The sequence below is a fragment of the Flavobacterium sp. GQ95 genome (assembly GCF_059758655.1).
On sequence record NZ_JCAXEB010000011.1, the window covers coordinates 108,346 to 123,060 of the forward strand.

A 14,715-nucleotide genomic window follows, 5' to 3' on the forward strand; every position below is an offset into this window, starting at 1 on the left:
AAGAACAAAATCTATCAAATCATATTCTATTACACATTTAATACTTTCTGATTCGGGTAAATATTATACTTATTTGTTGACATTATTTACATATAATATTATAATTAAATTTCCAGAATATTTTGTATTGACTTAAAAATAATAATACCTTTAATAAAGACTTAATGATTAATGTATATTAGCAACAACAAAAACCAATCATTTGATGAGAAAAATAATTATCCTTGTTATTTTACAGTTTTTGTCCTACTCTGCTTTAGGTCAAAATGCCTCTCCAACGGATTCTATAATAAAGGATACCGTTAAAAATATCAGGTTTAATTACAAACAGCTTATCATTCCGGGAGTTTTGATAGGATACGGTTTTGGGGAGCTGAAAGCGGGCAGATTAAAAGTTTCAACTTTCAAATCCGTGACGAATTTACAGAGGACATTGATCAAAAGGTTACAATAGATGATTTTTCAAGATATGTTCCTGCTGTTTCTGTTTATGCACTTAATGCTTTTGGGGTCAAGGGAAAAAATAATATGCGGGACCGATCTGTAATTCTGGCGACTTCAACTATTATAACCGTGGGAACTGTTTTCGCCTTGAAGTCGGTTACTAATGTAGAACGCCCGGATGGATCTTCCAATAATTCATTTCCTTCTGGTCATACCGCTATCGCTTTTGCAGGCGCTGAATTTTTATATCAGGAATATAAAGACAAATCTATATGGTACGGCGTGGCGGGGTATGCGGTGGCTGCAGGTACTGGCATATTTCGAATGTACAACAACAGGCACTGGCTTACAGATGTAGCTGCAGGTGCAGGAATTGGAATTCTGAGTACCAAAATTGCCTACTGGATGAATCCCTATATTTCAAGAAAATTATTTCATGGTGAACAAAATAAATCGACATCTTTTATAGCCCCTTCATACGATGGGAAGAATTTTACAATCTGTTATTTTAAAACATTTTAGAATGATTTAATTTCAATAAAGAGTCCTTTTATTCAGTTTTTCTTCAGAATTCATTTGTAAATTGCAGCATGAAAATTTTGATTATTGAAGATGAGCGCGAAATTGCGCAGAGCATCAAAGACTACTTTAAAACAAACGGCATTCAATGCGAAACCGCCGAAAACTATAATTTGGCACTCACCAAAATAGACAGTTATGATTACGATTGTATATTATTGGATCTTATGCTGCCGGATGGCGATGGTTTTGATATTTTAAAAGAGTTAAAAGCCAAAAATAAAACCGAAGGCGTAATTATTATTTCAGCCAAAGAAAACCTGGAAACGCGTTTGGAGGGATTCAATCTGGGCGCTGACGATTACCTTACCAAACCTTTTCATCTGGCTGAATTATTGGTTCGCATGCAGGCGCTTATACGCCGTAAAAATTTTAAAGGAAGCAATAGTGTTGTCTTTAATGAAATTGCGGTCGATATTTTCTCCAAAACAGTATCTGTAAATGATATAAAACTGGATCTTACCAAAAAAGAAATAGATTTACTTTTGTTTTTAATTGGCAACGAGAATAAAGTGCTTTCAAAATCTGCCATTGCAGAACATCTTTCCGGTGATATGGCAGATATGCTGGACAATCATGATTTTATATATGCCCATATTAAAAATCTTAAAAAGAAACTAACTCATGCCGGCAGCGGAGATTATATAAAAACGGTGTACGGCTTAGGATATAAATGGGAAAATGAGCAATAAAAAACTACTTCTTAAAACAACCAACAGTTTTCTTATTTATGCTGTTATTATACTTTTAATAGCAGCGCCGGTATTTTATTATACCTGCCAATGGCTCTACATTTATGAAACAGATGAAGTACTGCTTTTTCATAAAGGGGCTTTTGTAAATGAAAGCCATAGCAATTATAAAGCAAGTGACATTGCAGCATGGAACAAATACAATCATAATGTTACTATTGTGCCCGATATGGGCGTAACCAAAGATTCCATCGTTGGTGAGATGATTTTTGAAGCCATGGCCAATGAAAAAGAGCCCTTTCGCATACTTTATGCCCCGGTAGAAATAAACGGAAAAAAATATACTTATATAGAAAAGCGAAATCTGGTAGAAATGGAAGGAATGGTCATTAGCGTTGCTTTCATGTTTCTTTTTATCATCATTATCCTGCTGACAGGGATTATCTGGATATCCAAAAAATCGGCTGCACAAATCTGGAAGCCTTTTTATAATACACTGAGCCAGATTGAGGAGTTTGAAATTGATAAAAACAATTCGCCTGAATTTATTGCAACAGATATCGATGAATTTGACCGCCTTAATAAAAGTCTGGACCGCTTAATAGAAAAAAACACTGTTATTTATAAAAGTCAAAGAGAATTTGTAGAAAATGCAGCTCATGAACTTCAAACCCCATTGGCTTTATTTCAGACTAAAATTGACACGCTGCAGCAATTGGACTTAACCCGCGAACAATCTGAGTTGGTGGGATCTCTCAACAAAGACGTTTCAAGACTGAACAGACTCAATAAAAACCTGCTCTTACTTTCTAAAATTGATAATGAAAGTTATCTGGAACAGGAAACTATTGTTCTCAACGACTATATTGATAAACACCTTGACTTTTTTATGGAACAGGCACAATCCAAGAGTATAAAAATCAATACACATTTTATAAATATCATTACAACAAAAGGAAATACGGCACTTACAGAAGTGCTGCTTAATAATTTATTTCTGAATGCCATTCGTCACAATATAAAAAATGGCGTAATTGATATTATCACAGAAAATAATTCTCTTAAATTTGTCAATACCGGCCAAGAAACTCCGCTGGGAGCGCAGAGCATCTTTAATCGTTTTTCAAAAGTAAATCCGTCATCGCAGGGAAATGGGCTGGGACTGGCTATTATCAAAAAAATCTGCGAAATTAATCGTTGGGATATCCGTTATTCTTTTACTGAAAATCTGCATATTTTTGAAGTAATTTTCTAAAAATTCAAACTTCCTACAGAATCACTTTTGAGCTTTGTACTATTCTTTTTTTAAATAGTACAAATGAAATCAAAAACACTACTGCTCTTCTCTTTTCTGCTAATAGCCGTAATGCAATTATCTGCCCAGAAAAAAACAGTAATTCTTTCAGGAATTATTATCGATAGTAAATCCAAAGTTGCAATACCGTATGCCAATGTTGTTTTAAAATCTTCAAAAGATTCTAAAATTTTCTTCGGAACCGTTAGCGGCGAAGATGGGCGCTTTACTATAACAGGAGTAAATTCAGGAAATTTTACGCTGGAAGTAACTTCAATTGGTTTTAAAACAAAATCACAATCCGTATTTGTTGGCAGCCTTTCTGATTATCTGGATCTTGGAAATATCGGAATTGAAGAAGATATCAATACTTTATCTGAAGTAATGATAATCTCAGACGTGCAAAAAAATCCTGTAACAATGGATAAAAAAGTGTTTGCAGTAGCTGATAATATTACGCAAAGCGGAGGCTCAGTACTACAGTCTATGCAGAGCCTGCCCGGCGTTACGGTTCAGAATGGAAAAGTACAGTTAAGAGGAAATGATAAAGTAACCATCTTAATTGACGGTAAACAAACGGCATTGACAGGATTTGGAAACCAGTCGGGGCTGGATAATATTCCTGCTTCTGCTATCGAAAAAATTGAAATCATCAATAATCCTTCTTCTAAATATGACGCAAACGGAAATGCCGGAATCATCAATATCATTTATAAAAAAAATAAGCAGGATGGCTTAAATGGAAAAATAGGAATCAGTTCGGGTTATGGCGCATTATGGGAGCGTCAGGAGAATCTTCCCACCATTCGCGATCAATATCACATGACGCCAAAAATCAATCCGAGCCTGTCTTTAAATTACAGAAAAAATAAAGTAAATACCTATTTACAAGCTGATTATCTGTATACCGAAACCCTAAACAAAAATGAGTTTGTAACCAGAACTTATGATGACGGCACTATAATTAACCAGCAAACCAAGCGAAATCGCGACACGCATTTTACCACTATCAAAACCGGAATCGACTGGAATTATAATGACAAAAACACTTTTTCATTTTCGGGATTATTCGGAAGCGAAAAAATTATCGATCACGGAGACGAGCCTTTTTTCAATCACAATTATTCTCAGCGTTTACGTTTGTGGCAATTTCTCGAAGATGAGCTTAAAACAACCGTGATGGCGAGCGCTTCTTATCAGCATAAATTCACACAAGCTGGAAGAAAATTAAATGCGGGAATTAATTATACGTATCATCAGGAAGATGAAAAGTATTTTTTTGATAACATTTTGCCGGCATCTACCGGAAAAGATGCTTTTAAATTACTTTCTGATGAAAAAGTAATCGACATCAATTTAGATTATATTCAGCCTTTAAAATACGGGCGTTTTGAAACGGGTCTGAAATTTAGAAATCGTCAAATTCCGACCAATATGCAGTTTTTTCCTGGTGAAAACTCCCCTATCGATGCCAATGCCGGAGGCTGGGCTACCTATAAAGAAATCATTCCTGCTGTTTATGGAAACTATATTTATGAAACAGAAAAAATTGAAGCTGAGCTGGGACTGCGTTATGAATATGTACAGCTAAAGTATGATGTCAATCCCAACCATCCTACTTATAAAAGTGACGGTTATAATTATACAGAACCTTTTCCGAGTGTTAAGCTTGCTTACAAGATAGATGATAAAAATAAATTTACCGCTTTTTACAACCGCCGTGTCGACAGGCCTAATGAAGTCGACATTCGTATTTTTCCGAAATATGATGATGCGGAAATTATTAAAGTAGGAAATCCTGCCCTGCGCCCTCAATACACAAGTGCTTTTGAAGTGGGTTACAAAACCGATTTTAAAAAGGGTTATTTTTTAGGCTCCGTTTATTACAGAGTTGTAAACGGCACGATTACGCGAATTGCAACAACGGTTCCGGGCAGCCCAATCATTTATAATGTATTTCAAAATGCCATGGAAAGTTCTTCTTTTGGAATTGAGCTTGTTTACGCAAAAGAACTCACTTCCTGGTATTCTTTTAATCTGAATGGAAATTTATATAAAAATACCATAGATGCTTTTACGGTTACCAATTTATATCCCGTTCCGTCAACCTATAATGGAAGTCTGCAGGAAGCAACTTCGGGAAATGTAAAATGGAACAATACTTTTCAATTTAATAAAACACTTACCGGACAGGTTTCAATGGTTTATTTGGCACCGGATATTATTTCACAAGGAAAAATTGACTCTCGCTTTTCTACTGATCTTGGTGTAAAAAAAATGGTGCAGAAAGGTAAAGGCGAAGTTTTCATAAATGCAACCGACATCTTCAATACACTGGTAATAAAAAAGGAAATTCAGGGTGAGGATTTCCGCTACACCAGCAAGGATTATTATGAGACACAAGTAGTTCGCTTTGGCTACAGTTATAAATTCTAATTTCCCAATAAAAACCAAAATTCAAAATAAATTCAGAATTGGATTATAAAATTTGCTTTTCAATAGTAAAAAATATGAATAAATTATTTTCAAAATACGGCAGATATTCGCTGTTGTTTCATTTCATTCTTTGGTTTTTAATCCTTTCACAGTTTCTTAGAGTTGTTTTTTTCATATGGCAATATGATGAAGTTTCATGGAATTTGATCACTCTTTTAAGAACATTATTTACAGGTTTGTTTTTTGATATTGGAACCGTTGCTTTTATTTCACTCTGCAGTATATTGTATTATACACTAATGCCCAATAAATGGATTGGATCTGTTTTGGATAAAATCCTTATTTATTTTTTTACCTCATTAACGGTTTTTATTCTTGTCTTTACTTTTTTTGCCGAATTAACATTTTGGGACGAATTTAAAACCAGATTTAATTTTATAGCCGTTGATTATCTTATCTATACACACGAAGTTGTAGCCAATATTAAGCAATCGTATCCGCTTCCTTTGTTAATTGGAGGCGTATTGCTGCTCAGTTTCGCATTTTTGTTTCTTTTTTATCAAAGAAAAGCTTTTGCAACGACTTTTACATCAAAAGCAAGTTTAAAAATTAGACTTTCTGTTTTATTTTCTACCATTGGCATCGCTTTATTTTTTGCTTTTTTTATTACCAATAATCAGGCGGAATGGTCTTCCAACCGCTATAATTCTGAAATTTCGAAATCAGGAATTTACTCCTTTTTTGCTGCTTTTAGAAACAACCAGATGAAATATGTTGACTTCTATACTTCAATCGATAATGACAAAGCTTTTGGTATTATAAGAAAAAAACTGGCAGCTGATAATGCGGTTTATGCCAAAAATGATTATTCTATTCACAGAAAAATAACAGACAGTATAGCTTCTCCTAAAAATAAAAATGTTGTCTTTGTTTTGGTCGAAAGCCTTAGCGGAAGTTTCCTTAAAGAATTTGGAAACAAAGAAAATATAACTCCATTTCTGGACAGTCTCGCCCAAAAAAGTATCTTCTTTGAGGATTTATATGCCACCGGAACCAGAACCGTAAGAGGTATGGAAGCCGTTACTTTATGTATTCCGCCAACGCCGGGGCAAAGTATTGTGAAAAGACCTCATAATCAAAATCTTTATACGGTTTCTAATGTTTTTAAATCCAGAAATTACGATTCTAATTTTTTCTATGGCGGAGACGGTTACTTTGATAATATGAACGCCTATTTTGGAGGCAACGGATTTACTATTTACGATCGCGGACGCGGAAGCGTTTTGAGCGACGAAATCAAAACCGTGCGTCATAATATTAATGATAATGAAGTAACTTTTGAAAATGCATGGGGAATTTGCGATCAGGACATTTTTAATAAAATGCTAAAAGTAGCAGATTTACAATATAAAGCCGGAAAGCCATTTTTAAATTTTGTAATGACAACATCCAATCACAGGCCTTTTACTTATCCGTCAGGAAAAATTGATATTCCGTCTGGAACAAGCCGCGAAGGAGCGGTAAAATATACCGATTTTGCCTTGAAAGAATTGTTCAAAAAAGCAAAAACAAAATCCTGGTTCAAGAATACTGTCTTTGTAATCATTGCTGACCATTGCGCCAGCAGCGCCGGAAAGGATGAAATAGATGTTGCCAATTACCATATTCCAGCCTTCATTGTGAATTTACCTGAAAATCAGAATCAAAAAATAGCCAAACAGTGTTCGCAAATTGACCTGTGGCCTACCCTTTTTTCTTTGTTTCACTGGAATTATGAATCTGATTTTTTTGGGGAAAATGTTTTGGATGCCAATTTTGAACAAAGGGCATTAATGGGAACGTATCGCAAACTGGTTTTGATGAAAAAAGAGAAAGTAATGATTTTATCAGACCAGAAAAAACAAGCCTTTTACTCCTGGAACAAAAAAGATAACAGCCTTAAAGCTCTTACTATCGATCAGTCATTTTTAGAAGAAACAATTTCATGGTACCAGACTGCCGATTTTCTTTTTACCAATAAACTTTTAAAATAATGATTTACATTCATTTTATAATCAATCCTATATCCGGAAGTGGAAAACATAACCTTTCTGCTTCTTATCTTTTGAGTCAATTTTCTAAAGACGAATATAAAATTGAGGTGGATTACACCAATCAAAAAAAGCATGCCATAGTGCTCACAAAAGCGGCTATTACTCGAAATCCTGATTATATCATTGCTTGCGGAGGAGACGGAACCATCAACGAAGTAGCTTCATGCCTTGTGGGAACTTCAATAAAATTAGGCATTATCCCGGTAGGTTCAGGAAACGGTTTGGCATCAAACCTGAATATTCCGAGAAATTTTGACAAAGCAATTGCTATTATTAAAAAAGGAAATTCAACAGCCATGGATGTTGGGCAATTGAATCACAAATACTTTTTCAGTAATATGGGTATCGGTATTGATGCCATGATTATCAAGAAATATGAGAGAGCAGGAAAAAGAACACTTCCCGCCTACATCAAAGCTGCATTATCATCCAGCTTAGAATTTAAACCGCAAAAAACGATTGTGCATTTTAACGATCAGATTATGGAAACAGATCCTTTGATGTTATTCATATCTAACTCAAACGAAATGGGTTATAACATGAGCCTGACTCCAAAAGCAAGTCTTCACGACGGATTACTGGATATGATTATTATACCAAAATTGTCCTTTTTTGAAAAAATTATGCTGGGTTATCATGTGCTTCGAAATTCAATTGAAAAATTTGAAAAGGCAAAACACTGTTTAGTAAAAGATATTCAAATCGAAATACCTTCCAAAATCTTCATTGATGCCCAAATTGACGGAGAACAGTATAATTTAAAAACAAATGAAATAAAAGTAAGCATACTTCCGGGCGCTTTGCAGGTTCTTGTTCATTTATAAAAACATAAATTCCATAGAGAGACTACCTAATCTGTCTATGGAAATTAATTTTGTAATTCCTAAATTATATACTGTTTTAAAATTGCCTTACGAAACTGCATCCCAATTCTTTTCCGTTATAAAAAGGCATAAGCATCGATGTGGTTTTATTTTCTTTTGAGGATTTAAAGACCTTATTCTGCAGATAAGGATACATCCAATAAGCAGCTTTTGTACTTAATATTCCTATACCTGCGCCCGCCACTACATCTGTAAGCCAGTGCCTGTCATTATACATTCTAAAAAGTCCCGTTCCTGTTGCTACAGCGTATCCTGCAATTCCGTACCAAATGGATTGGTCCTTATATTCCTGATACATAAATTCGGCTCCCGCAAAAGCAGTAGCTGTATGCCCTGAAGGAAATGAATTATTAGAAGATCCGTCCGGTCTTTCAACTTTAGTGATATTTTTGAGAGCAAATACCGAAGCGCTCATCATCAAATAAGAACTCGCCAAAATAATAGAGCGGTCTTTCAGGTTATTTTTCCCTTTTACGCCAAAAGCATTAAGTGCATAAACAGAAGCTGCAGGCGCCCATTGAGAAAAATCATCAATAGAGACTTTATGATCTATATCCTCATTTACTTCTTTCTTAATTTCTGCATTGTAGCTCTTAAGCTGATCACTTTCCAAACCAATAAAACCATATCCCAAAAGAACCCCGGGAATGATTAATTGTTTATAATTGAACTTTAAATTGGGCACGGTATCTTGTACCGTAATTGTATCACTTATTGTGTTTTGTGCACAAATCGAAGTCATACCAAAAAGAAATAAGAGGAAGGTTTTTAACATGTTAGAAAAGATTAGATATTACTAATTACGCTTTTTGAATAAAAAATAAACGTAGTTTTTCCTCATAGAAAACAGATTAAATTAAGGTGATAGGTTTTTATCTTAAAGATTTATTATAAGGCAAAGTTGAAGATGAAATCTGAAGAAATTCTGCATTTATGGAAAGGCTGCTTTTTTTTAACAAAAATTTAATTAAGTGTAATTTCATACTTTAATTTGAGAGGTTTCTGTTCCATAAACGAGCGCGCACATCGCATAACCACTTCATAAGTATCTTCAGTAAAACTGTTTTCTATTTAAAAAAGTTAATAAATTAGCCGTATAAAACATAAGAAATAAATCTACTTAAAAACTTGTTTTGTTAAGAATCCCTTATGGTTATTATAAAACCATTTTTTCAGTTTATTGTAAAACAAAACCACAGAAATCGATGGAGTTGGAATATAAAAAAATTAAACCTTGCAAAGAATTAGAACCTTTTATTCATTTCTATTGGGAACTGAAGGGAAACGAACTTGAAGGACAATGGGAACGGGTTTTTCCAGACGGCTGTGCTGGTATACTAATGAATTTGGGGAATACTTGTTTGACAGACAATGGCTTGCTTTCTATGAAGTTTGGTAAAACTTATGTAGTCGGTGCAATGAATTCATTCAAAGACAGTTTTATTGAAAGCGATACACATTTATTAGGTGTGTGTCTAAAACCTGCAACATTTGCTAATTTCTATAACTATACTTCACAAAACGAGCTGACTAATAACACTATTGAATTTGAAAAATCCAATTCATTTAATGTTGATAGAATATTTTATAACCCATTCAACTATTTTGACCATTTTTTTTCCGAAAGAATAAAAACCAAAAACAACCAATTACAATCAGTTATCAATGATATAAATGCAGCAAACGGGCAAATTAGCATTGACGAACTATCAAAAAGAAATTTCACAACTATACGACAATTGGAGCGAAATTTTAAAAAGTACATTGGATTGACACCAAAAGAATATTCAAATATTATTCGTTTTCAAAATGCTTTGAGTATAATCAAAAATTCAACTGAGAATCGAAGTTTGTTGGATATTGCATTTGAGTGCGGCTATTATGACCATTCGCATCTTACCAATGAAATCAAGCGAAATACAGGAATTTCACCATCACTGCTTTAATTTGTCGCATTTTTACAAAGCATACTTGTTTGTCTAAAGGTAAATTTGCGGAAACATTTAATTTAAAACAGATGCGAAAAATATCACTTTTCATTGCAATGAGCTTAGACGGTTACATTGCAAAACCAAATGACGACCTAAGCTTCTTGAAAATGGTAGAAAAAGAAGGAGAAGATTATGGCTATGCAGAATTTACAGCCGAAATTGACACAATAATTATTGGTAGAAGAACCTATGATTATGTACTTAAAGAAGTCGGGGCATCTCATTATGACAATGGACAACTAGATGTTTATGTAATAACAAGAACAGAAAGACCGCAAGTTGGCAGAACTATTTTCTATACAGGAGACATTGTCAAATTAATCAAAAGCCTAAAGTCTGAAAAAGGAAAGAATATTTATTGTGATGGTGGTTCAGAAGTAATAAATGAACTATTGAAGCACAACTTCATAGATGAATTCACAATTTCGGTTATACCAATTTTACTAGGTAATGGAACAAGACTTTTTAATGACGGAAGACCTGAACAAATACTTGAATTCATAACAGCAAAAACATTTGATACAGGATTAACACAACTTTATTACAAACGGAAAAAATAAAAAACAGACCAACTATATTCATTTCATTTTCTTTGATGCTTTTCCAAAGTTTGACAATGAGGGATCCTCTCTTTTTCTGTAAGTTTGAGATCAGATCGAACAAAAGGTTTTGATTGAAATTTTGTGGCAAGATCTTGGTACTTTACTATTTTCAAGAGTTAAAAAGCCTTGTATCGATAAGAGTTGTATCGTCTGGTTTCGAAAGTATTATACTTTTTTACCCTTTTCAATGCATAAAATAACTCAGAAATATATTTTAACTTTCCTTTCATCAAAACTTAAATATTATACTGGAGTTTATAGTTAGGGATTTTTATTTGTAATCTTTTATTATAAATTTACGCAACTGTCACAAAGGGCAAACCGTTAGTTAGAATTCAATAAAAAATCAAAAAAAATGAAATCAATTCAATCAATAACTTTTATTTTATTATTTATAACACAATTGGGTTTTGCACAAAGTAAGAAAGAAAAATTAGAACAACTTTTTGAATTTTACAATCAACAAAATCTATTTAACGGTTCTGTTTTTATTTCTGAAAAAGGAGAAACTTTACTAAATAAAGGTTATGGATTATCAAATGTAGATTTAAAAAAGGAAAATAACGCTAATAGCATTTTTCAAATATATTCCATTACAAAAACTTTTACAGCAACGGTAATTTTAAAATTAGTAGAAGAAAAAAAACTTTCATTACAGGATAAACTTTCAAAGTTCTATCCAGATTATCCCGATGCAAGTGCTATTTCAATTGAAAGTTTGTTAACCCATACCTCTGGAGTTTATGACTATACCAGAGGAAATGATATGAAAGACCAAACGGAAAAATCATTTATTGAATTTCAAAAAACAAAACCTTTGGATTTTCCGGTTGGAACTGATTGGAGTTATTCTAACTCGGGATATTATTTTCTAGGCTATGTAATTCAAAAAGTTACTGGAATAAGTTACGAAAAAGCAGTTGAAAAATACATATTTAAACCATTGAAAATGAAGCAAAGTGGTTTTGCTTTTAAAAATCTAAAAAGCGAAAATAAAGTCATTGGCTATGAGATTTTTTCTGAAAAAGAACAAAAACCATCGATTGTTTATGATCCGCCTATGCCTTTTGCAGCTGGTGGAATATACTCAACTGTTGAAGATTTAAACAAATATTATAATGGCCTAAAAAATTACAAGATTATCTCCAAACAAAGTTTAGAAAAAGCATATACACCTTTCAAAAAAAATTATGGTTATGGTTGGATTACAATGCCAATGTTTAAAAAAATGACAGTTGGTCATAGTGGTTATGGAGCTGGTTTTTGTAGCAATTTTGTTCAAATTCCCGAAGATGATATCTGCATTATACTGCTTACAAATACAGAAAGAGGTTTAGACAGTGCCACTTATGCTATTATGAAAACTTTGTATAATTTATACAATAAAGATTATAAAATTCCAGTTGTAGCCAACATAAGCTCAGAAGCTTTAAAGCAATATGAGGGAACTTATCAAGTTGAAAACAATTTTGTAATTTACCTTACAGTTGAAAACAATAAATTAAAATTGCAAAGTGGAAACGGACCCACAACTATTCTATATCCTGTAAAAGAAAATTTATTTTTCGCTGAAGAATTAATGGGTGATGTAATTTTTGAAAGAGACAAGACTTCCCAAATAGAGTCATTAAGTTTTCATGTAGGAAATCAAGTAAAAAAAGCAACAAAAATATTTCCTTCTTGGGGAATTGTAGGAACTGCCACAGAAAAAGGCTGGGAAGGTCCTGATGCAAAACTTTTTGAAACTGAAACAAAAGGAATTTGGACAATTAAAAATGTGACTTTAAAAACAGGAGAGCTTAAATTTCGTTTTAATGACGATTGGACTTTAAATTTTGGAAAAGATATGAGCGACGGAATAATGCCAAAAGGAAATAGTATAGAAATTTTAACAGGCGTTTATGATATTATTTTGGACATAACTGATTACGAAAAACCAAAATACAAAATTTTCAAGAAAAGTTAAAAACAGCCTATAACAGCTAAAGGATTCGTTGCCGTGCGTAGCACGAACAATGAAGCCCGTGTTGAACGGAATTGCTGAGATTCCGCAACTATTGGTTTTTCGATAAATGAATTATAAGAATTTCAAGAGGCTATTGCGCCTCTTTTTTTTGGAAGTAGTTTCTGCTTGGTTTTTTAGTGTTTTGGCTATCGCCAAGATACCAAACTGGTGGACGACTCTAGTCAAAAAACTGCTGTTTTAGCATAACTTTTTTGTTATATTTGAGGTAATACAGACGGAAGTTTTTTCACAGACTGACGTCAGCAAAAAAAACTTTCTTAATAGCATTTCTTTTTTCTGTACTATTGTATAAAGTAAGGATAGCTAAAAAGTAACAGTTTTAGGCTTTAACCAAAACAAGTGTTTATTAAGTTACAGCTAATTATAAAAATATGAAATCACAGAACAAAAAAATATTATTTTTTATATTTCATTTTTTCTATTTATTTAATTCGTATGCTCAAAATGATATCAATAAATTCTTTTTTAATCTGCCTTTGGAAGCAAGCAGAGACACTATCTACTCATCAATCAAAAAATATGGATTTATAGAAGAGAAGAAAAATAGAATTGTACTTCAAGATGACCGTGTTATCAAAACATTTTACGGTTATTTAGATACAAAAACAGCTGCAAACGTTTTACCTGCCGCAGATAGTATCAAAATTCAATTATCGCTTGGAAGTATTTCTTCTGAAATTGACAAATATTATCACAATTTACTAATTATCCAGAGCTATTATCATTTTTCAAATCCTCAAGCCGCAAAAATATTTTATCGAGATAAAAAAATAGAAATAGAAAAAATAAGTGCCAAAAAAACAGCACAATATAACAATTTAGATGCTAATATAAAAACAGGAATTAGTGATAAATTAACTGATACTGAGGACTACACAGAAGCCTCTATTGAGTTTAAAAGAGAAAGGCCGGGATATATTATTATTATCGTAAAATACGAAAGAAGTGAAGGAGAAAAAAAACTCAAACCCCAATTTATTCCAAAAAAAGAATTAGTATTTAGAGATATAGACAACAAGAATTTATTTCGTTCTAATAACCTAGAACAACTTCCGATTACAAGAAAATGCTCCAATAAAAATAATAAATCGATAGAATGCTTTAAAGAAAGTATTAAAGACTACATCTGGAACGATGTAAATTTCGACGATTTTAATTTGGCACCCGGAAGACAACAAATTGCTTTAAATTTTATTATTACTAAAAATAATGAAATTATCAATATTAAAGTTTCGCACCCAAACAAGAAACTTTGTGAAGAAGTAATGCAAAGCATAAACAGAATAAACATAATTGAACCAGCAATGAACAAAAGTATAAAAGTTGACTATTTAGCCGAGATTTCAATAATCTTCTCAATTAGTAATTAATACTAACGGTATAATTCTATTGAGGATTGCTTTTCCTTAATCAGACCTTTTTTTACTTCACTTTATTTAATCAAAAATTTCATTTTTTTTAACATTTAACCTCCCGATACGTACAAACCGCTATTGATTTAAAAAAATAAATAATTATCTTATAGATTTACCTGAAAATAAGCCAATTTCTTTAAATCATTCATAAAATGGTTTGTAAATTGTGCAGTAAGGGTCACTACAGCCAAATGGCGCCAATTGAAGACAATGGGCGCCATTTTTTATTCAAAAAATCACTAATTACTATATTGGGTAA

Annotated in this window: 12 protein-coding genes; 11 read left to right on the plus strand and 1 reads right to left on the minus strand. The window is 32.7% G+C overall.

Features of this window, described 5'->3' with window-relative positions; all coding sequences use genetic code 11:
* Positions 1-205 precede the first annotated feature (205 nt).
* The 7 genes from AC6CH4_RS19950 to AC6CH4_RS19980 all read left to right on the plus strand — a co-directional run bounded on the left by AC6CH4_RS19950 (position 206) and on the right by AC6CH4_RS19980 (position 8,362).
* A complete protein-coding gene (locus AC6CH4_RS19950) occupies positions 206-454 on the plus strand; it encodes a hypothetical protein (RefSeq protein ID WP_498106062.1) in 249 nt (82 codons plus the stop codon).
* 74 nt (positions 455-528) lie between these two features.
* The gene (locus AC6CH4_RS19955) at positions 529-966 is read left to right on the plus strand and encodes a phosphatase PAP2 family protein (RefSeq protein WP_498106064.1); all 438 of its coding nucleotides are present in this window, start codon (positions 529-531) and stop codon (positions 964-966) included.
* 68 nt (positions 967-1,034) lie between these two features.
* Positions 1,035-1,715 (plus strand): response regulator transcription factor, encoded by a 681-nt coding sequence (locus tag AC6CH4_RS19960; protein WP_498106066.1) that lies wholly within the window; start codon positions 1,035-1,037, stop codon positions 1,713-1,715.
* Complete coding sequence (locus AC6CH4_RS19965; RefSeq protein WP_498106068.1) at positions 1,705-2,970, plus strand: sensor histidine kinase; 1,266 nt, start codon at positions 1,705-1,707, stop codon at positions 2,968-2,970. Before AC6CH4_RS19960 ends, AC6CH4_RS19965 begins: the two co-directional genes overlap by 11 nt.
* A gap of 63 nt (positions 2,971-3,033) precedes the next feature.
* Positions 3,034-5,445 (plus strand): TonB-dependent receptor, encoded by a 2,412-nt coding sequence (locus AC6CH4_RS19970; RefSeq protein ID WP_498106070.1) that lies wholly within the window; start codon positions 3,034-3,036, stop codon positions 5,443-5,445.
* 74 nt (positions 5,446-5,519) lie between these two features.
* Complete coding sequence (locus AC6CH4_RS19975) at positions 5,520-7,478, plus strand: LTA synthase family protein (protein WP_498106072.1); 1,959 nt, start codon at positions 5,520-5,522, stop codon at positions 7,476-7,478.
* Positions 7,478-8,362, plus strand: a complete 885-nt coding sequence (locus AC6CH4_RS19980; RefSeq protein WP_498106074.1) for a diacylglycerol/lipid kinase family protein — start codon at positions 7,478-7,480, stop codon at positions 8,360-8,362. Before AC6CH4_RS19975 ends, AC6CH4_RS19980 begins: the two co-directional genes overlap by 1 nt.
* A 76-nt stretch (positions 8,363-8,438) precedes the next feature.
* On the opposite strand, the gene AC6CH4_RS19985 is transcribed toward AC6CH4_RS19980, so the two are convergent.
* Entirely contained in the window at positions 8,439-9,197 is a 759-nt protein-coding gene (locus tag AC6CH4_RS19985; RefSeq protein WP_498106076.1) for a phosphatase PAP2 family protein, read from the minus strand.
* 430 nt (positions 9,198-9,627) lie between these two features.
* On the opposite strand from AC6CH4_RS19985, the gene AC6CH4_RS19990 reads away from it, so the two are divergent.
* The 4 genes from AC6CH4_RS19990 to AC6CH4_RS20005 all read left to right on the plus strand — a co-directional run bounded on the left by AC6CH4_RS19990 (position 9,628) and on the right by AC6CH4_RS20005 (position 14,411).
* Positions 9,628-10,368, plus strand: a complete 741-nt coding sequence (locus AC6CH4_RS19990; RefSeq protein WP_498106078.1) for a DUF6597 domain-containing transcriptional factor — start codon at positions 9,628-9,630, stop codon at positions 10,366-10,368.
* A gap of 71 nt (positions 10,369-10,439) precedes the next feature.
* Complete coding sequence (locus AC6CH4_RS19995; RefSeq protein ID WP_498106080.1) at positions 10,440-10,973, plus strand: dihydrofolate reductase family protein; 534 nt, start codon at positions 10,440-10,442, stop codon at positions 10,971-10,973.
* A 397-nt stretch (positions 10,974-11,370) separates the two neighbouring features.
* The gene (locus AC6CH4_RS20000) at positions 11,371-12,981 is read left to right on the plus strand and encodes a serine hydrolase (protein WP_498106082.1); all 1,611 of its coding nucleotides are present in this window, start codon (positions 11,371-11,373) and stop codon (positions 12,979-12,981) included.
* A 431-nt stretch (positions 12,982-13,412) separates the two neighbouring features.
* Positions 13,413-14,411 carry a hypothetical protein gene (locus AC6CH4_RS20005; RefSeq protein ID WP_498106084.1) on the plus strand — a complete coding sequence of 333 codons (999 nt, stop codon included), beginning with the start codon at positions 13,413-13,415 and terminating at the stop codon, positions 14,409-14,411.
* Positions 14,412-14,715: the final 304 nt, after the last annotated feature.